Origin of the sequence: Aeromonas sp. 75A (genome assembly GCF_051919425.1) — a bacterium.
Taxonomy (GTDB): domain Bacteria; phylum Pseudomonadota; class Gammaproteobacteria; order Enterobacterales; family Aeromonadaceae; genus Aeromonas; species Aeromonas veronii.
Map to the genome: position 1 here is coordinate 1,067,754 of NZ_JBQBES010000002.1, position 18,765 is coordinate 1,086,518.

Below are 18,765 nucleotides of genomic sequence, written 5' to 3' on the forward strand. Positions count from 1 at the left end.
GATGAAGGTTAGGGTACTACAGTTTAAAACCGGTAGCCACAATGTAGACTTCCCGTGATCTGGCGCGGGATGAGTCTGGTTTACGAATTTTGACAGCGGAGAAAAGTTTACGAATTTCATTGAGATAGGCATCAAAGCCCTCTCCCTGAAACACCTTCACTACGAAACTGCCGTCACTACGCAATACCTGATTGCACATGTCCAGCGCCAGCTCGACCAGATACATGGCGCGAGCCTGATCCACCTGCTGGGTACCGCTCATGTTGGGCGCCATATCAGACATCACGACATCGACCTTGTCGGGACCCACTCGCTCCAGCAAAGCGCCGAGTACAGTTTCCTCCCGAAAGTCCCCTTGCAGGAAATCGACACCAGCAATGGGATCCATCGGCAAAATGTCACATGCGATGACGCGACCCGAATCACCAACCTGTTCAACCGCGAACTGGGACCAACCACCGGGGGCTGCTCCCAAATCCACTACGGTCATGCCATGTTTCAGCAAGCGATCCTTGCCCTGGATCTCGTCAATCTTGAAAACAGCACGAGAACGCAGGCCCATTTTCTGGGCTTTTTTGACGTATTGATCGTCGAAATGTTCTTTTAACCAGCGAGTTGAACTGGGGGAACGTTTTTTCTGGGTCATGATAATCGACTTTAAAAAACCACAAGGGTTATTAGTATTAAGGGCTAAGTGGGGGTAGAATACGCCCCTTTCAACCCTGACTTATGAAGAAATTGCGATGATTCTCAACAATAAACAGAAACAGTACCTCAAGGGCCTTGCCCATAGCCTCAAGCCTGTCGTCCTGCTGGGTCAGCATGGTCTGACCGAAGGTGTACTGGCCGAGATCGATCTGGCACTGAACCATCACGAGCTGATCAAGGTTAAGGTTGCCTCTGAAGATCGCGAAATGAAACAACTGGTTATGGATGCTATCGTCCGTGAAACCGGTTCAATCAAGGTGCAAAGCATGGGTCATGTGCTGACCATTTATCGTCAAGCCAACGAACCCAAAATCCAGCTGCCCCGCAAGTAAAAGGAAAGAGCATCGCTCTTTCCTTATTCCACTTCTTCCCGAGTCGCTTGCCAAAGTAGTCGCAAAGCCCTTAACCTGCGATGAATACTTCCGGACACGCATTATGGCTCACCATCCTATTCTGACCGACGATGAGCTGGCCATGCTGCGGGACTTGGGGAGCAATCAGGACACCCATGTTCTGAGTGGTCACCTCGATGCCCCCATGCTTGGCTTGCTGCAAAAAGCCGAACACCTTGTACTCGAAGCCCGCTTCGCAGGTCATCAGCTGCGTTTTCCCCTGAGCTTTACCCAAGGGGAAGATGGCTTCGTCGAGCCCCGGTTATCTGCACCGGTCATCAGGGAGCTGGGGTTTGCCCAACCGCGCGCCTGGCGTCTCACCCAAAAAGCCAAGCTTTGCAGCGAGCTGGGCCTGTTTCAGGTGCTCAGCCTCTCCCTCAACGGCCTCATCGTGGAAAATTTGCCAACCGACATGGTGGCCGATACCCCCATCAACGGCGAGCTCTGCATCGAGCAAGAGGCCCCTCTTCCCTTGCAGGGACGACTGGTAAGGCGCATCAAAGCCAATGCCGACCATGCCACCTGGGCGCTGAGCTTTCAGATGAGCGAGAACAACATCGAACGGCTGCGCCACTGGTTGTTTCAGCGCCATCAGGACGCCTTTACCGAGGCGTATCTGTCCTGATTTTTATCAATAATCACATAGATAAAGACAAACAGGGGAGCGCAAGCCCCCCTGTTTCATCGTCTGTAGCATTCGCTTAGATATAAGCGACTTCCAGTACTTCGTATTCCACATCACCGCCCGGGGTCTTGACGATTGCGACATCGTCCACTTCCTTGCCAATCAGGGCGCGGGCAATGGGGGAGTTGACAGAGATGAGGTTCTGTTTGATATCAGCCTCATCATCACCCACGATGCGGTAAACCACCTCTTCCTCTGTCTCGCTCTTGAGCAGAGTCACAGTCGCGCCAAAAATAACGCGGCCGTTGTTGGTCATCTTGGTGACATCGATCACCTGAGCATTGGAGAGCTTGGCTTCAATCTCCTGAATGCGGCCTTCACAGAACCCCTGCTGCTCGCGAGCGGCATGGTATTCGGCGTTTTCCTTCAGATCGCCGTGCTCACGGGCATCGGCAATCGCTTCGATAATCTGGGGACGAAGCTCGGTCTTGAGATAATCGAGCTCTTCGCGCAGCTTCTCAGCGCCGCGAACAGTCATCGGAGTATGATTCATAGTCGAAACCTGGGTTGCTTGAAAATAGAAACTGCGGCCATCTGCAAGGAGGCCGCAGCAATCGGTTCGGATGAGGCATCTTAATATGAAGCCAACACAAAATCCACGTCAGCCCCCTGATGCAGATCCCACTTGCGTCATCGATATTACCCTCGCTTACTTCCCTTCCGGTACGGAAATGGGGGCCGAAACAGTCGGTTTGCCCTGCATGATGGCGATCTCCACCCGCCGGTTCATCCGACGATTTTCCGGGGTCGTATTGGGCACCAATGGTTGGGAGTCCGCCATCCCCTGCACAACCAGTCGCCCCTGATCAAAACCGGGGACCTTCAGCATCTGGTGCGCCACCGCCACCGCCCGTTGCGACGACAGCTCCCAGTTGGATTGGAACAGCTCATCTTCGGTCGCCACGTTGTCGGTGTGACCGGAGATGGTGATTTCACCCGGCACATCCTTGAGCAGGGTCGCGACCTTGCGAATGACCGGCCAGAACTGGGGCTGCAGAAACGCCGAACCAGCCGGGAACGACGCTTTTTCCCTGATCCGGATGATGATCTGCTGGCCCAGCGCCTCAATTTCGATAGCACCGTCCTGGATCTGATCTTTCATCTGCTCTGCGAGGGCTTTGGCCAGGGTATTGGACTGTTCTTGCGCCTTCTTCGCATCCTGCGCGGTATCGCCCCCCGTCTGTTTGCCATCACTCTTGTCCTGACCACCGGCCTGATCCGACTCGCCGGGCAGAAACTCCAGTTCTGTCTGGGTCAGATCGATAGTCTGCTGCATCACAGTATCAATTGGCGTGGGTTCCGGGCGACCGGGCCTGAACTCCTGGGCAATCACCGAGGTTCCCTTGGGAATATCTTTCACCTCAAGGATGTTCTGTACCCCGAATGCCTTGTCCATGGAACCGGCTATCTGTTTGAACTTCTGCACATCCATCTCGGCAAAGGAGAGCAATAGCACGAAGAAGCACATCAGCAACGACATCAGGTCGGCAAAGGTTCCCATGTAACCAGGGAGCCCTGGTGGCGGGCACTTGCAATCAGACATAACGCCCCCTATTCGGTGCCGGTATTACGTTTGGACTGGTTCAGATAGTTTTGCAGCATGGACTGGATCACCCGCGGATTCTGACCATCCTGAATCCCCATAATGGCATCAAGGATCAGGGTACGACTGAGCTTCTCCTCCCCGCTGCGCAGCTCCAGCTTGTCGGCAATCGGGATCGCCAACATATTGGCCTCTATCGCACCGTACAGGGTGGTAAGCAAGGCCACCGCCATCGCCGGCCCGATCGACTTGGGGTCACTCATGTTGGCCAGCATGGCCACCAGGCCCACCAACGTACCTATCATCCCCATGGCAGGGCCCAGATCCCCAAGGGTACGGAAGACCTTGATGGCAATGACATGGCGCTCGGCTGTCAGATCGATATCCTTTTCCATCACGGCGCGCACCACTTCGGCATCGTGACCATCCACCAGCATATCGATCCCTTTTTTCATAAATGCATTGGGGATCTCTGCGGCCTCCAGCGCAAGAAAGCCCCCTTTGCGAGCCGCGTCAGCCAGTTCAACGGCTTTGGTAATCAGGTCTTCAAGCTTGTCGCCCTTGTACATAAAGGCTTTACCCGCCACCTTGAATGCCATCAGGAACTGGCCAAGGTTGAACTTCATCATGGCGATGAAGATTGAGCCCAATACAGTGATGTAGACCGATGGCATATCAACATACATGCTCATGGGGCCACCCAGCAGCATGCCGTACACCACCACCCCGAAACCCAGCACTATCCCTATCAGACTGCCTAGATCCACGTCCCTACTCCTGTCACCGGTTCTTATGTCTATTTATAGTTTGTTGAATTTTCTGCTATTGCGACCCATGCGGCAAGCATGCATCCACTGAGAATGATGGCTCATTATCGGCCAGTTTAGCGAGAGTTTGAGGGGGCAATGCTTTTCTGCCTCCCCCCTGTGGACGGTCGATGTTAATATAAGCCGTTTTTTTCAATCCCCGAGGATGGACATGGCCAGTAAAAAAATCGACCGTCTGAGTTTTGATGCCACTCTGGAAGAGCTGGAAACCATCGTTCATCAGCTGGAACAAGGTTCCCTACCCCTGGAAGAGGCACTCAAGCAGTTCGAGCAGGGCGTTCATCTGGTTCGGGCCGGTCAGCAGAAGCTGGAGCAAGCCGAACAGAAGATCCAGATCCTGCTCAGTCAAGCCGATGGCAGTGACCAGCTCGCCCCCTTCCAGCCAGAACAAGGAGAGGAGTGAGTGGCGCTGGACCATTTTTCCCGTCTGCATCGTCAGCGTATTGACGACTGTCTGTCAGCACAACTTGAATCCTTGCCCGCCATGGCACCGCGCCTGCGCGATGCCATGAGTTATGGCCTGCTGCTGGGCGGCAAACGGGTTCGCCCGTTTCTGGTCTACGCGGTCGGCGAGATGCTGGGCGTCAAGAGCGAACTGCTGGATGGCCCCGCGGCTGCCGTGGAGTGCATCCACGCCTACTCCCTGCTGCACGATGACCTGCCCGCCATGGATAACGACGACCTGCGTCGTGGTCAGCCAACCGTTCACAAGGCGTTTGACGAAGGAACCGCCATTCTGGCCGGTGATGCGCTACAGACCCTGGCGTTCTCCATTCTGGCCGATCACCCCATGCCCGATACCTTGATGGCCAACCGGGTGCGGATGCTGAGTACCCTCGCCCGCGCCTCCGGCTATCTCGGTATGTGTGGTGGTCAGGCGCTGGACCTGCAGGCTGAAGGGCGCCAGATCACGCTTGCCGAACTGGAGCAGGTACACCGCCACAAGACCGGTGCGCTGATTGAATGTGCCGTGGCGCTCGGCGCCCTGTGCAAAGCCGATGTCGATGACGCCACGCTGGCTGCACTGCAAACCTACGCCGCCGCGATTGGCCTCGCCTTTCAGGTGCAGGATGACATCCTCGACATCACAGGTGATACCGCCACCTTGGGCAAGCCACAAGGTTCTGACCTGGCGCTGGAGAAAAGTACCTATCCGGCCCTGCTCGGACTCGAAAATGCCCGTGAGCTGGCTCGCGAACTGCATGGGAAAGCCTTAACAGCCCTGCAATCCTTGCCCTACAATACCGACATTCTGGAAGCGTTTGCCGATTACATCATCGAGCGAACCCACTAAACGCTGGATAACAGTAACAATATGAGCGTTGATATTAGCAATTTCCCCAACCTGGCCCTCGCGGACACTCCGGTCGAGCTGCGTTCCTTGCCCAAAGATCGGCTGCCGGTGCTGTGCAACGAGCTGCGCGAATATCTGCTGCGCTCTGTCAGCCGCTCCAGCGGACACTTTGCCTCCGGTCTCGGCACGGTCGAACTGACCGTCGCCCTGCACTACGTCTACAACACCCCGTTCGATCGGCTGATCTGGGATGTGGGCCATCAGGCCTATCCCCACAAGATCCTGACCGGGCGCCGTGACCAGATCCACACCATCCGGCAGAAGGATGGCCTGCACCCCTTCCCCTGGCGTGGCGAGAGCGAGTACGACGTGCTCTCCGTCGGCCACTCCAGCACCTCCATCGGTGCGGCGCTCGGTATGGCGGTCGCCGCCGAGAGTGAAGGGCTGGGTCGCAAGGTCGTTGCCGTGATCGGTGACGGCGCCATTACCGCAGGGATGGCTTTTGAAGCGCTCAACCACGCCGGCGATGTTCACAAGGACATGCTGGTGATCCTCAACGACAACGAGATGTCCATCTCCGAGAATGTCGGGGCGCTGAACAACCATCTGGCCCGGGTCATGTCCGGCAAGCTCTACACCACCATCCGCGAAGGCGGCAAGAAGGTGCTGGCGGGTTTGCCACCGGTCAAGGAGCTGGCCAAGCGGGCCGAAGAGCACCTCAAGGGGATGGTGGTGCCCGGCACCCTGTTCGAGGAGTTCGGCTTCAACTATATCGGCCCCATCGACGGTCACGATATCGAGGCGCTGGTCGAAACCCTGCGCAACATGCGCAACCTCAAGGGCCCGCAGCTGCTGCACGTCAAAACCAAGAAGGGCAAGGGTTACGAGCCGGCGGAGAAAGACCCCATCGGTTATCACGCCGTGCCCAAGTTCAATCCGGACGAGTGCGCCCTGCCCAAGGCGAGCAGCGCCAAACCCACCTTCTCCGCCATCTTTGGCCAATGGCTGTGCGACATGGCCGCCAAAGACGAAAAGCTGGTCGGCATCACCCCCGCCATGCGCGAAGGCTCGGGGCTGGTAAAATTCAGCCAGCAATATCCGGATCGCTACTTCGATGTGGCCATTGCAGAGCAGCATGCGGTCACGTTCGCCGCGGGTCTTGCCATCGCCGACAAGAAGCCTGTGGTGGCCATCTATTCGAGCTTCCTGCAGCGCGCCTACGATCAGGTGATCCACGACGTAGCGCTGCAAGATCTGCCGGTGCTATTCGCCATCGACCGGGCCGGTCTGGTGGGCGCCGATGGCCCGACCCATCAGGGGGCGTTCGACATCAGCTTCCTGCGCACCGTGCCCAACATGGTAGTGATGACGCCATCTGATGAGAATGAGTGCCGCCAGATGCTCTATACCGGCTATCTCCATCAGGGCCCTGCCGCAGTGCGCTACCCCCGCGGCAGCAGCCTGAGCGACGCCCCCATCTCGTCAGAAATGCAGGCACTGGAGCTCGGCAAGGGACGAATCCTGCGAGAGGGCAAGGGCACTGCCATTCTGGCGTTTGGCACCTTGCTGCACCACGCGAAAGCGGCCGCCGAAGCACTGGATGCCACCCTGGTGGACATGCGCTTTGTCAAACCGATGGATGAGGCGCTGGTGCTGTCGCTGGCGGCCAGCCACGATCACTTCGTCACCATCGAAGACAACGCCATCATGGGCGGCGCCGGTTCGGCGGTGAACGAACTGCTGATGCGCAGCAAGCAGTGCAAGCCGGTGCTCAACCTCGGCTTGCCGGATCGCTTCGTGGAACAGGGTACCCAGCAGGAGATCTATGCCCTGCTCGGTCTGGACGATGCAGGCATCCAGCGCAGCATCGAAAGCTGGCTGCAAGCCTGACGAGACACGATGTGATGCAATAGACTGGAAAATTCACTAACGGTTCGAAAAAATCCCCAGGTAATGCCTGGGGATTTTTTTAAGAAGACAGCAGAGTGTGACTACTGTTGTGACGATACCGAATCGACAGCGCTTAGTTACACCCTTCGGTAGAGGCTGAGTTCAGGTAGCTCACCTCATTGCCTGGCTGATAATCAGCCACGTTGATGGTCTTCTTGATCTCGATGTACTCCTTCAGCACGGCAGCATCGACCAAACCGGCATTGATGGTATCGATCTTCGGATAGCCATCACCACCGGAGGCGCTGAAGCTCGGGATCGCGAAGCTGTAAGTTGCTGCCGGATCAAACGCCTTGCCACCGATACTGGTGATATTGACGCTCTTGGCCTGGCAATCCACCGCCATGTTGATACCGCCAAACTGGGCATAACCACCGGTATTGCGGGTCTTGCTTGCCACTTGGCCCAGATAGGTCGCCAGATCGCTTCCCTTCATGACAGCCTTGTTGACCGTGTTGCCAAACGGGTGCACCAGCAACACGCTGCGGTAGGTGATATCACCGGCCGGGATGCTGTCACGGACGCCGCCAGAGTTGACGATACCAAAGTCGACACCCAGCTTGCTGCTGGTCGCCGTGGTGATGAGGCGACCCAGGTTGGTCTGCTTGTTGCGAACCGAGTTGCGATCACCAACCAGCAAGCCATCTGCCGAGCCAATGACGACATTCAGCTCTTGCTGACCTTTCTCCTGATAACCCAGCAGGGTGTTATACAGCTCGGGATCCTTGGTGATCTCGTCCTGTACGAACTGCATCTTGGCCGGATCCTTGGTTACGGCGCCGTTGGCATCGATCGCCTCGCCCTTGGCGTTGCGCTTGATCAGGTTGACCGGGATCAGGTCATAGCTGGTCAGGGTCAATTTGCCATTCTGGTACTCAAACTGGGCACGGCCCACATACTTGCCCCACTCGTGAGCCTGCATGATCCAGGTGCCGTTTTGCTGATCCGGCTGGCAGTTATCACCCGGTTTGAAATTGGCGTACTTGTTGGTGGTACCCGGTTCCATACAGACCGGATTCTGGGAGTGGCCACCAATGATGGCATCCAGAGTCCCTGCCGGCAGTGCACGAGCCATCTCTACATCGCCCGGCGCATTGCTGCCGTGCTGACCATTCTCGTAATGGCCCATGTGAGTGATGGCGAAGACCAGATTGGCCTCCTTGTTACTGCGGATCTGCTGGCCCAGTTTGGCCGCCTCGCTGGTCGGATCGCGGAACTCCAGGGTCTGCACGTTGTTGGGATCAACCAGCTGGGCGGTATCCTCGGTGGTCAGGCCCAGTACGGCAACCTTGAGACCGCTCTCCAACTTGAACACCTTGTAGGGGTCAAAGTAGTGTTTGCCACTGGCCTTGTCGTAGATGTTGGCCGAGAGCATGGGGAACTGGGCCCACTTGCGCTGCCTCTCCAGTACGTTGAGGGGGTTGTCGAATTCATGGTTGCCCACCGCCATGGCATCGTAGCGAATGTTGTTCATCGCCATGAAGTCAGGCTCGGCATCCTGCAGATCGGACTCCGGCACGCCGGTATTCACATCACCACCGGAGAGAACCAGTACGTCACTGCCAGCAGCCTTGGCATCCGCACGCAGCTGTTCGACCAGAGTCTTCTGGGCAGCCATACCATACTCATTTTCAGCGTTGTGCCAGAAACGGCCGTGGGTATCGTTGGTGTGCAGGATAGTCAGTTTGCAGACATTTTCGGTGCAGGGTGCAACGGTGTCATTGGTCGAGGTATTACAGCCAGTCAGTGCAGCAAGCACGGCCAGTGCCACGCCGCCTTTGATAAAGTTATTATTCATTTCCATATCACCTTGATTGTTTTGTTATTTATCAACCCTGTCCAGCGGGTCGGGCGCCAATATAACAAACAACAGATGACCGTTTTTCATCGATGACTCACAAATTCTGCTAAATGTGATCTTCGGCCCAACATCCAGCTTCCTGCTGATTTATCAGTTTTTTTGTTGAGCAGTCACTCACTTGCTCCCCTCCCGCACCAAGGAGGCGCCACCCGGACGCGCCTTTATGGCATACTCCCCAGCCAGCCATGCCCGAGGAGATGATTTGATGGCCAAGTACGACAAGATTTCCCCCGAGACTCAGCAGGAGGCGATGAAAATTGCCCGTGCCAACCAGAAGCCGGGGCAGAGCAAGGAACAGACCCAGCTTATCGCGCAAGGGATCCAGAAAGGCATCGACGAATACAAGAAACAGATGAAGGCGCGGGCCCGTGAAGCGAGCCGCCAGAAAAAATTGCAGGCCAAAGCCAGGCAGCCACAGGGCGCGCCCCAAACCGAAGAGCCAGACGATCAGCTGGAGCTGGTTGAAGTAAGCCATCAGCATCCCCTGCCCTGGATCTTGCTGGTGCTGAGCTGGCTGGGATTTGCGGCAGCCTGGTTCTGGTTGCACTAAGAGTGCGCTAGCAAACCTTTATCCGGGATCCTCTTCACAGCCCGGGCCCGGGCTGCTGGTGATTACCTGCGAAGAGTGGTTAAATCCCGCGCCTCTTGCACCGGATAACCGGTTTTTTGACGATCAGTTTTCAGGAAAGATGTTATGAACCCCGCTCCGCTCTATCTGCTGGCCCCTTTTGTTCTGTTCCTTGTGACCATGCTGCTCTATCGCATTTCGCCGCTGCGGGCGGTCGCCGCCGGTGGGGTACGCTGGTTTATCCTGCCGGCCTTCACCCTGTTTATTTTGCTGATCATCATCAACAGTGCCGCCGATCCCGCCCTGCGCGATCCGGCATTCCACTGGTTGATGCCGGGCCTTGGCTTTGCCCTGAGCCTGTTTCCGGCCCTGCCCAAGGCGCTGGTACCACGGCTCGCCATCAAAGAGGGGGCCTTTGCCGCCCTCGGTCTGATGCTGATGAGCCTGGCTATGGTCTACTGAGCAACTGGCCACAGCCGTTAACATGACTCAAGGGGCGCTCTGTGACGGGCGCCCCTTGTACAAACAATGGCCTGCAGGCATCTTGGTGACAGGATAACCAGCAAGGAGGCCAAATGGACAATCCGCCCGATTTCATGGCGCTGTGGGATTATCAGGATCCCGCCGCCAGTGCCCTTCGTTTTCACACCCTTCTTCCCGAAGCGCGCGCCGCCGCCGACCTGCAACTCGAACTGGAGTTGCTGACCCAAATTGCCCGCACCCATTCACTGCAGCGCCAGTTTGCCGAAGCCCATCAGCTGCTCGACGAGATAGATCCTCGCCTCACAGATACAACCCCCAGAGCCCGGATCCGGACCTTGCTGGAGCGAGGCCGCACCTTTAACTCGGCGGGCGACAAAGCCAGTGCCAAACCGCTGTTTGAACAAGCCTGGCAATGGGGGCTCAAGGAGAAGGAAACCTATCTCGCCATCGACGCCGCTCACATGATCGCCATCGCCGCACCACTGGAAGAGCAGAGCCGCTGGCATCAACTGGCGATGGAGCTGGCGGAACGCAGCAGTGACGAGAAGGTGCGTGGCTGGCTGGCCCCCCTTTACAACAATCAGGGCTGGACCCTGTTCGAACTGGGCCGCTTTGATGAGGCGAAAATCCAGCAACAGAAGTGTCTGGCCTGGCATCTGCAACATAACCAGCCGGCCAAGGCGTTTATCGCTCGCTGGAGTCTGGCTCGCCTGACCCGGGCCCAGGGTCAGCACCAGCAGGCACTGGCAGAGCTGCACCAACTCAAGGTTGATATGGCCGAGGCAGGCGAACCTGAGGATGGTTATCTGTTCGAGGAGCTGGGGGAGAATGCCTTGGTGCTGGACGATCCGCTGGCCGCGGAATACTTTTCCCGCGCCTGGTTTCTGCTGTCACAGGACCGCTGGTTCAGCGCCAACGAGGGAGAGCGACTGGCCCGCCTCAAGCGCCTAGCCAAACTCTGATCCCCAAAATAGCAAGGGCGGCACGCTAGCCGCCCTTTCTGCTGACAAGATGGTTCAGGCCCGATTGGACTCCTCCCACCCCTGCTTTTTACGGTAAATGGTGGAGGGGCTGATCTCGAGCAGGGCCGCCGCCTTGGGAATATTGCCGTCACAGCTGGCGATCGCCTGTTCGATCACCTCTTTCTCCACCAGCCAGAGCGGACGAATCGGCCCGTTGGCCACGCCAGTGGCGGCCGGAGCCGATGCCACCGCTGCCGCAATCGCAGTCGGCAGCTGGGGGCGCACCCCATTGAGCGGTGGCGGCAGAATATCCGGGCTCACCAGCTCCTTGTCATTGAGCACCACGATATTGCGCACCACGTTTTGCAGCTCGCGTACGTTGCCGGGCCAGGGGTAGTCGAGCAGCACTCGCGCCGCCTCAACGTCAAAATCCTTGAAGCGTTTGTTCTCCTCCTTGGCGTAGCTCTGCAGCAGGGTGCGCGCCAGCAGCAGTATATCCTCGCCCCGCTCCCGCAGCGGCGGCAGGGTGAGGGGAATGACGTGGAGCCGATAGTAGAGATCCTCGCGAAAACGGCCCGCTTTTACCTCTACCAGCGGATCCCTGTTGGTGGCGCAGATAAAGCGCACATCCACCGTCTCGAGCTTGCCGCTACCGACCCGCTGCACTGTGCCGGTCTGGATAAAGCGCAGCAGCTTGCTCTGCAGGTCGAGATCCATCTCGCAGATCTCGTCGAGAAACAGGGTACCGCCATCGGCCAGACTGGCCGCCCCCTTGCGATCCCCCTGGGCGCCGGTAAAAGAGCCCTTCACATGACCGAAGATCTCGCTCTCCATCAAATCATGGGGAATGGCGGCGCAGTTGAGGGCAATAAAGGGCTGCTCGCTACGGGGACTGCACTGGTGAATCGCCTCGGCACACACCTCTTTGCCGGTGCCGCTCTCGCCAGTGATAAAGACGGTCGCCTTGCTGGGCGCAGCGCTCTCGATGATGCGATAAACCGCCTGCATCGACATGGAGGCACCGATAAAACCGAAGAAGGAGCTGCGCTCGAAGTTCTCCCGATAGTGGGCAACCAGCGAGCTCAACTGCTGGTGTTTCAAGGCATTGCGAACGGTGGCGCAGAGCCGCTTGCTGTCAAACGGCTTGGTCAGAAAATCGAAGGCACCGAGGCGCATCGCCTCCACCGCCACATCTACCGAGCCGTGGGCGGTGATCACCACCACAGAGCAAGGCAACTGCTGTTCGGTGATCATCTGCAGAATATCCATACCGGACATATCCGGCAGCTCCAGATCCAGCAGCACCACGGGGGGAGGACTTGCCAGCAACTGCGCCAACGCCTGCTGACCACAATCGGCCAGCACCACCTCATACCCCTCCTGGCGCAGGTACTGTTCATAGACCACCGCCAGACTACGGGTATCTTCCACCAGCAGGACACGCGATTTATTTTCAGCCACTGGACTCATCCTTGTATTTGATTCTGCGATCTATTTTGCCTTATTTTCGCGCGCAAACCCAACGCCAAGACAGCTCTGTTATCCCGCGATTGCAGGGAATACACAAGTAAAAACGGCTCCTTAAGGAGCCGTTTTTAACTACAAGAAGGGATTACTTCTTGGCGTCGTCTGCAGTCGGCTTCTCGATAGCCAGCAGCTCAACGTCAAACACCAGCACGGCGTTCGCCGGGATGGAGCCTGCACCGTGCTCGCCATAGGCCAGCTTGGACGGCAGGAAGAACTTGAACTTGGAACCAACCGGCATCAGCTGAACACCTTCAGTCCAACCCGGGATAACCTGATTGAGCGGGAAGGTAGCCGGCTCGCCGCGATCGACGGAGCTGTCGAACTTGGTGCCGTCGGTCAGGGTACCGGTGTAGTGAACCTTGACGATGTCGGTAGATTTCGGCTTGGCGCCAGTGCCCATCTTCTCGACCACGTACTGCAGGCCGGATTCAGTGCTCTTCACACCCTCTTTCTTGGCGTTGGCAGCCAGGAACTCTTCGCCCTTCTTCAGATTCTCAACGGCGTCTTTCTCGGCCTTGGCCTTGGTCAGCTCGTTGATCTTGGCGTCGTAATCCTGCAGTACCTTCTGGATCTCTTCATCAGTCATCTTGGCTTCTTTGCCCAGACCGTCAGTCACCCCTTTCAGGATCACGGCGTTGTCCAGTTTGATGCCCAGTTCCTGCTGACGCTCCAGGGTATTGGCGATGTAACGACCCATGGAGAGGCCAATTGCGTAGCCAGATTGCTCTTCAAAGCTCTTGGCTTCGGCCTTGGTCGCCTCTGCCGGCTTGCTGGCTTCTGCCTTCACTTCGGCGGTATTGGCCGCAGCAGGCTTCTCGTCTTTTTGGCAAGCAGTCAGACCGACGGCAACGGCCGCCGCCAACAGGGACACCTTCAGAAATTTGTTCATCAGTTTCTCCAAACTCCAAATACCGCTCTCGGTTCCATCGTGAAATGAGAGGTTTATCGTGATAAGCGCCTTATACTAACGCCGTGATCGCAGGTAACAAAAGCGTGAGACCGCAAAAATGATAAAAAGTGCCATTTATCTGGTGAGCCTCTGTTTAATGCTCACCGGTTGCGAGCAGAGCTCCCAACCCAACCAGCAAATGACCCTCGCCAGCACGGGTCTGCTGACCGCAGATCTCTCCAGTGATGGCAAGCAGGCCATCGTCTCCAGCATCAGCCAGGGCATCATCGTCTGGGATCTGGAACAGAACCGTCAACGCTGGCGCTGGAAGCAATCCGACTCTGCGGAAGATCTGGTATTCATTACCCGCTTTTCCGAAGGCAACAGCCATGCCGTCACCGCCACCCACGATACCTTTGCAACCTGGCGGCTGAGCGACGGGCAATCACAAGGCTACTACTCACTTCCTGAATCCAGGCTGAGGGACATCGCGCTCTCTGCCGACGGTCGTTATGTGCTGATCGGGCGGGAAGATGGCAAGGCCGAGTGGCTCGATACCCGAAGCGGTCGTCGCCTGCAGTTTCTGGGGCACACCGAGCAGGTCAATACGGTGGATCTCTCCGCCAACGGTCGCTATGCCCTGACCGGCGGCAACGACTATAGCGCCTATCTGTGGGATACCCGCAGCGGGCAGGTAATTTGGCGCTTCAACCATGGTGGCCGAGTGATCATGGCCAGGCTGGAGCCGAGCGGCCGCTACGCCTTCACCGCCGACAGCAGCCGGGCCAGCATCTGGGATCTGAAAACCGGCAAGGAGGTGAGTCAGCTGCAATATGATCACCGCTTCGAGGTCTACACCAGCGCCCGCTTTGCCAACGATGGCAAGTGGCTCATCACCGGCGCCCCTTCCCGTCAGCTCTCCCTGTGGCAAGTGAGCGATGGTGCCCTGCTGCAGAGCTGGCGCGTCTCGCCGCAACCCAAGGTGAAACCGCCCAGCGCAGTGGTCTACGGCGTCGCTTTGCGCGACAATAGCCACCTTGTCAGTGCCAGCTCTAGTGGTCTGGCCGAAATCTGGACAATCAAGTAAGGACCCGAAGGCCCATGAGTCAGCAACTTAACGATCGCATCGAAACCCTGGAAACCCGTCTCGCCTATGCGGAGTACACCATAGAGCAGCTCAACGACGAGGTAACCACCCAGGGCCGTGAACTCGATCGGCTCAAATACCAGATCCAGCTGCTGATCGACAAACTGCAAAGCGTACAACCCAGCCAGATTGCCAGCATGGCCGAAGAGACCCCGCCGCCGCACTATTGATGGGTGTGGAATCAACAAGCTGTCTGCTCAAGACCAATAAAAATCCGAAACCGGCTAAACCGGTTTCGGATTTTTTTATCCAAATGACCTGATAGCTGCGACTCGGCGCCTCAGAATCAGCCCGCGTTAACCTTTGTAGATCTTGGGGTTAAACACATCCCGCAGCCAGTCACCCAGCAGGTTGATGACCAGCACCAGCACCACCAGACAGATGCCCGGGAAGGCGGTGATCCACCAGGAGCCGGAGAAGATGTAGTTGAAGCCGACGCTGATAAGCGAACCGAGCGAGGGCTGATCAACCGGCATCCCCAGACCGAGGAAGGAGAGCGCCGCTTCGCTCATGATGGCGTTGGCCACCTGCACGGTGGAGATCACCAGAATGGGCGACAGGCAGTTGGGCAGAATGTGACGGAACATGATGCGCGGGGCGCGGAACCCCATCACCTTGGCCGCTTCCACATACTCCTTCTTCTTCTCCGCCAGCACAGAGGCGCGCACAGTACGGGCGTACTGCGGCCACTCGGCGATACCGATGATCACCACCAGCATCATGATGGCAAACTTCGAGTAAAACTCGGAGCCAAATGTTGCCTGAAAGATAGCGGAGATGATGATCGCCACCATCATGGTGGAGAACGACAACTGCACGTCGGCAAAGCGCATCAGTAGGTTGTCGATGCGGCCACCGAAGTAACCGGCAATCAGACCGATGACGATACCCAGCACCAGCTGCAGCGCCACCGCAAACAGGCCGATGGTGAGAGAGATACGGGCGCCATAGAGAATGGTGCTCCAGATATCCCGCCCCTGGTTATCGGTACCAAGCCAGAAGCGCTCCTCGCCGCCTTCGAGCCAAGAGGGGGGCAACTCGGCATCCATCAGATCAAAACTGGTCTGGTCATAGACGTTGTGCGGGGCGAGCCAGGGCGCCAGCAGCGCCGCCAGCACGAACACCACAAACACCGCAAAGCTGAACATGGCTACCTTGTCCCGCAGGAAGTAGTAGACGATGTCAGAGTTCTTGAATCGTGCCCAACGGCTTGGGCTTGCAGTTACAGCGTTACTCATGCTTACCCCTTGGCAGTCAGGTTAACGGTCGGGTTAATCAACCCGTAGAGCAGGTCGACCAGGGTATTGGTCACCACGAAGATCAGTCCCACGAAGATGACGTAGGCGGTGATGAGGGGCGTATCGACCCGGTGGATCGCCTCGAGGAACAGGAAGCCGGTACCCGGCCACTGGAACACACTCTCGGTCAGAATGGTGTAGGCCACCATGGTGCCGATCTGCACCCCGCCGACGGTAATAACCGGCAGCATGGTGTTCTTCAGAGCGTGCTGATAGTAGACCTTGTTGTTATCCAGCCCTTTGGCGCGGGCGAATTTGACGTACTCGGAGGAGAGCTGCTCCAGCATCTCGGAGCGCACCAGCCGGATAAACAGCGGCAGCATGATGGAAGAGAGGGACACCGCGGGCAGGATCAGGTGCAGGATGCCATCCCAGGTAAAGAAGCCCGACTCCCAGCCCAGCAGGTTATGGGTCTCGCCGCGGCCATAGGCAGGCAGCCAGCCCAGCTGGATGGAGAAGAGGTACATCAGCATGATGGCGGTCAAAAATACCGGGATCGAGATGCCGATACTGCTCCCCGCCATGATGATCTTGGTGGGAATGCTGCGCGGGCGGATCGCCGAATAGACACCGAGTGGAATGGAAACCACCACGATGATGAGCGCGGCAGCAAACACCAGCTCAAGGGTAGCCACCAGCTTGTCGAGGATCACCTCGAGAGCGGGTCGCTTGAAGAAATAGGAGGTGCCCAAATCCCCATGCACCGCATTTTTCAGAAAGCGGCTGTATTTGATGAGGAAGGGATCGTTAAGGCCCATCTTCTCGCGCAACTCGTGACGCTGGGCTTCGGAGACGGATTGTCCCACCAGCTCACGCAACGGGTCACCCAGGTTGTCCTGGATGGAGAAGGCGACCAGGCTGATGACGAACATCACTATCACGGCCTGATAGAACCGTTTCAGCAGGAATGTAAACATGCTTGTCCTTCTACGTGGCCTGTGTCGTGGCACAGGCTTCTGTTAGTGGGCGGAGTGGCCAGCTGACCACCCCGCCCCGTCCTTCCTTGCGACGTTCTCTTACTTGCTGACCACCAGGTCACCCAGGTAAGGGAAGTTCATCACGTTGACCACTGGCTTGATGTCGACGTTCTTCTTGGCGCCATAGGCCAGATCTTCCCAGTGCAACGGCACGTAGGCAGCATCTTCGATCAGCATGGCTTCGACCTTCTTCAGCATCTCTGCACGCTTGGCCGGATCGGTCTCGGCGTTGGCATCCATCACCAGCTTGTCAGCTTCGGCGTTGGCGTAACCGGCGCAGTTGTACTGACCCATACCGGTCTTGGCATCCTTGGTGAAGGTCAGGAACTCGAAGAAGTTCGCGGTATCTTCAGTGTCGGAGTGCCAGCCAATCAGCTGCATGTCTGCGGCGCACTTGTCAAACTCAGGCCAGTACTGGGCCACCGGCATGGTCTTCAGATCCACCTTGATGTTGATCTTGGCCAGCATGGCGGAGACAGCCTGGGCAATCTTGACGTCGTTGACGTAGCGGGCAGCCGGGGAGATGAAGGTCATCTTGAAGCCTTTCTCGTAACCGGCCTCTTTCATCAGCTCCTTGGCCTTGGCCAGATCATACTGGGGCACCAGCGCCTCGTTGTGACCGGCATAGCCTTTCGGGCTCAGCTGGCCAGCAGGGGTACCGAAGCCCTTGTTGATCTTCTCGACAATGCCCACCTGGTTGATGGCGTAGTTGATCGCCTGACGTACACGCTTGTCTTTCAGCGCCGGGTTGGTGTTCTGGTTCAGCTCGATGATGATGGCGCGGGTACCGGACAGGGTGACCAGCTGGGAATCCTTGCCATTCTTCACGCGCTCCAGATCGTTCGGCGCAACCGGATAGATCATGTCCACGTCGCCACCCAGCAGGGCTGCAACACGGGTCGCATCTTCCTTGATCGGCACCACGGTCAGGTTCTCGACGTTACCCTTGGAGGCTTTGTCCCAGTAGTTGGCGTTGCGGGCATAATCCAGCTTCACACCCTGCTCGCGGAACTTGACGGTGAACGGGCCAGTACCGGAGACGTGGGTAGAGGCATAGGAGTCGCCGTTTTTGACGATCTCGGCCTTGTCTTTGCCCGCTTCGGTCTTGCCGGTGTAGAACTTGGAGTCCATCGGGAAGATGTAGGTGACGGTCTGCAGCACCAGCGGGAACGGCTTGGCGGTGACGAGATCCACGGTGTAGTCATCGACCTTCTTCACTTCGCTGATGGGATCGAAGATCGCCTTGAAGTCGACGGAGGATTTCAGGCGGTTGACGGTCCACACCACGTCGTCTGCGGTGAAGTCGTTACCGGAGTGGAACTTGACCCCTTTGCGCAGATGGAAGCGGACGGTCTTGTCATCGACACGCTCGAACTTCTCGGCCAGACGGGGCTCGAACTGCAAGTCCTGGGTGTAACGCATCAGGGGATCGAATACCAGGTGCGACATCTCCAGGGTCTGACCGGAGAGCTGCTCCTGCGGATCCAGCGAAGTGGCGTCAGAGGCGACACCCACCTTGATATCAGCGGCTGAGACACTGAAGGCGAAACCGGCGGCAAACAGCGCCAGGGCAATCTTGGACAATCCTTTCTTCATCTTGTTCTCCATGCTTTTGGCTTTCTTATGACACTTTTTTTGACAAGCAGACCGGCGC

Annotated in this window: 20 protein-coding genes; 10 read left to right on the forward strand and 10 right to left on the reverse strand. The window is 57.4% G+C overall.

What is annotated here, in order from left to right:
* Positions 1 to 16 precede the first annotated feature (16 nt).
* The gene (gene rlmE, locus ACTG2T_RS04750; protein ID WP_005338828.1) at positions 17 to 646 is read right to left on the reverse strand and encodes a 23S rRNA (uridine(2552)-2'-O)-methyltransferase RlmE; all 630 of its coding nucleotides are present in this window, start codon (positions 644 to 646) and stop codon (positions 17 to 19) included.
* A 97-nt stretch (positions 647 to 743) separates the two neighbouring features.
* Between rlmE and yhbY the strand changes: the two genes are divergently transcribed.
* Together yhbY and ACTG2T_RS04760 are read left to right on the forward strand one after the other, a co-directional pair.
* Positions 744 to 1,040: a ribosome assembly RNA-binding protein YhbY gene (gene yhbY, locus ACTG2T_RS04755; protein ID WP_005338829.1), complete on the forward strand. Its 297-nt coding sequence runs from the start codon at positions 744 to 746 to the stop codon at positions 1,038 to 1,040.
* 103 nt (positions 1,041 to 1,143) lie between these two features.
* A complete protein-coding gene (locus ACTG2T_RS04760; RefSeq protein WP_127006339.1) occupies positions 1,144 to 1,725 on the forward strand; it encodes a PilZ domain-containing protein in 582 nt (193 codons plus the stop codon).
* A 76-nt stretch (positions 1,726 to 1,801) separates the two neighbouring features.
* On the opposite strand, the gene greA is transcribed toward ACTG2T_RS04760, so the two are convergent.
* The 3 genes from greA to pomA all read right to left on the reverse strand — a co-directional run bounded on the left by greA (position 1,802) and on the right by pomA (position 4,095).
* Positions 1,802 to 2,278: a transcription elongation factor GreA gene (gene greA, locus ACTG2T_RS04765; protein ID WP_005338833.1), complete on the reverse strand. Its 477-nt coding sequence runs from the start codon at positions 2,276 to 2,278 to the stop codon at positions 1,802 to 1,804.
* A 156-nt stretch (positions 2,279 to 2,434) separates the two neighbouring features.
* Positions 2,435 to 3,328 (reverse strand): flagellar motor protein MotB, encoded by an 894-nt coding sequence (locus tag ACTG2T_RS04770; RefSeq protein ID WP_005349528.1) that lies wholly within the window; start codon positions 3,326 to 3,328, stop codon positions 2,435 to 2,437.
* An 8-nt stretch (positions 3,329 to 3,336) separates the two neighbouring features.
* Positions 3,337 to 4,095 carry a flagellar motor protein PomA gene (gene pomA / locus ACTG2T_RS04775; protein WP_005349525.1) on the reverse strand — a complete coding sequence of 253 codons (759 nt, stop codon included), beginning with the start codon at positions 4,093 to 4,095 and terminating at the stop codon, positions 3,337 to 3,339.
* A 211-nt stretch (positions 4,096 to 4,306) separates the two neighbouring features.
* Between pomA and xseB the strand changes: the two genes are divergently transcribed.
* Genes xseB through dxs form a run of 3 tightly spaced genes read left to right on the forward strand, consistent with a single transcriptional unit; the run spans position 4,307 to position 7,339 of the window.
* Entirely contained in the window at positions 4,307 to 4,558 is a 252-nt protein-coding gene (xseB, locus tag ACTG2T_RS04780) for an exodeoxyribonuclease VII small subunit (RefSeq protein ID WP_005343524.1), read from the forward strand.
* On the forward strand, positions 4,559 to 5,449 hold the full coding sequence (gene ispA / locus ACTG2T_RS04785; RefSeq protein ID WP_042080637.1) for a (2E,6E)-farnesyl diphosphate synthase: 891 nt from the start codon (positions 4,559 to 4,561) through the stop codon (positions 5,447 to 5,449). It begins immediately after the preceding gene.
* A gap of 21 nt (positions 5,450 to 5,470) precedes the next feature.
* Complete coding sequence (gene dxs / locus ACTG2T_RS04790; protein WP_150995891.1) at positions 5,471 to 7,339, forward strand: 1-deoxy-D-xylulose-5-phosphate synthase; 1,869 nt, start codon at positions 5,471 to 5,473, stop codon at positions 7,337 to 7,339.
* 133 nt (positions 7,340 to 7,472) lie between these two features.
* On the opposite strand, the gene ushA is transcribed toward dxs, so the two are convergent.
* The gene (ushA, locus tag ACTG2T_RS04795; protein ID WP_330123998.1) at positions 7,473 to 9,197 is read right to left on the reverse strand and encodes a bifunctional UDP-sugar hydrolase/5'-nucleotidase UshA; all 1,725 of its coding nucleotides are present in this window, start codon (positions 9,195 to 9,197) and stop codon (positions 7,473 to 7,475) included.
* A 268-nt stretch (positions 9,198 to 9,465) separates the two neighbouring features.
* Here ushA and ACTG2T_RS04800 point away from each other — a divergent pair, with 268 nt between their 5' ends.
* The 3 genes from ACTG2T_RS04800 to ACTG2T_RS04810 all read left to right on the forward strand — a co-directional run bounded on the left by ACTG2T_RS04800 (position 9,466) and on the right by ACTG2T_RS04810 (position 11,273).
* A complete protein-coding gene (locus ACTG2T_RS04800) occupies positions 9,466 to 9,810 on the forward strand; it encodes a DUF2956 domain-containing protein (protein ID WP_100654424.1) in 345 nt (114 codons plus the stop codon).
* Between the two features lie 144 nt (positions 9,811 to 9,954).
* On the forward strand, positions 9,955 to 10,290 hold the full coding sequence (locus tag ACTG2T_RS04805) for a hypothetical protein (protein ID WP_019446897.1): 336 nt from the start codon (positions 9,955 to 9,957) through the stop codon (positions 10,288 to 10,290).
* A gap of 113 nt (positions 10,291 to 10,403) precedes the next feature.
* Positions 10,404 to 11,273: a hypothetical protein gene (locus ACTG2T_RS04810; RefSeq protein ID WP_330123997.1), complete on the forward strand. Its 870-nt coding sequence runs from the start codon at positions 10,404 to 10,406 to the stop codon at positions 11,271 to 11,273.
* Between the two features lie 54 nt (positions 11,274 to 11,327).
* Here ACTG2T_RS04810 and ACTG2T_RS04815 read toward each other — a convergent pair whose 3' ends face one another.
* Together ACTG2T_RS04815 and fkpA are read right to left on the reverse strand one after the other, a co-directional pair.
* Positions 11,328 to 12,734 (reverse strand): sigma-54-dependent transcriptional regulator, encoded by a 1,407-nt coding sequence (locus ACTG2T_RS04815; protein ID WP_100654426.1) that lies wholly within the window; start codon positions 12,732 to 12,734, stop codon positions 11,328 to 11,330.
* 151 nt (positions 12,735 to 12,885) lie between these two features.
* Positions 12,886 to 13,689 (reverse strand): FKBP-type peptidyl-prolyl cis-trans isomerase, encoded by an 804-nt coding sequence (gene fkpA, locus ACTG2T_RS04820; RefSeq protein ID WP_005335283.1) that lies wholly within the window; start codon positions 13,687 to 13,689, stop codon positions 12,886 to 12,888.
* 118 nt (positions 13,690 to 13,807) lie between these two features.
* On the opposite strand from fkpA, the gene ACTG2T_RS04825 reads away from it, so the two are divergent.
* Entirely contained in the window at positions 13,808 to 14,776 is a 969-nt protein-coding gene (locus ACTG2T_RS04825; RefSeq protein ID WP_330123996.1) for a hypothetical protein, read from the forward strand.
* Positions 14,777 to 14,790: 14 nt separating this feature from the next.
* On the forward strand, positions 14,791 to 15,006 hold the full coding sequence (locus tag ACTG2T_RS04830) for a SlyX family protein (protein WP_005335285.1): 216 nt from the start codon (positions 14,791 to 14,793) through the stop codon (positions 15,004 to 15,006).
* A gap of 126 nt (positions 15,007 to 15,132) precedes the next feature.
* Here the strand turns inward: ACTG2T_RS04830 and ACTG2T_RS04835 are convergent, their stop codons facing one another.
* The 3 genes from ACTG2T_RS04835 to ACTG2T_RS04845 form a co-directional block, all read right to left on the reverse strand.
* Positions 15,133 to 16,074: an ABC transporter permease gene (locus tag ACTG2T_RS04835; RefSeq protein WP_040068611.1), complete on the reverse strand. Its 942-nt coding sequence runs from the start codon at positions 16,072 to 16,074 to the stop codon at positions 15,133 to 15,135.
* A 2-nt stretch (positions 16,075 to 16,076) separates the two neighbouring features.
* A complete protein-coding gene (locus ACTG2T_RS04840) occupies positions 16,077 to 17,051 on the reverse strand; it encodes an ABC transporter permease (RefSeq protein ID WP_113739053.1) in 975 nt (324 codons plus the stop codon).
* A 99-nt stretch (positions 17,052 to 17,150) separates the two neighbouring features.
* Positions 17,151 to 18,707, reverse strand: a complete 1,557-nt coding sequence (locus tag ACTG2T_RS04845; protein ID WP_021230378.1) for an ABC transporter substrate-binding protein — start codon at positions 18,705 to 18,707, stop codon at positions 17,151 to 17,153.
* Positions 18,708 to 18,765 lie beyond the last annotated feature (58 nt).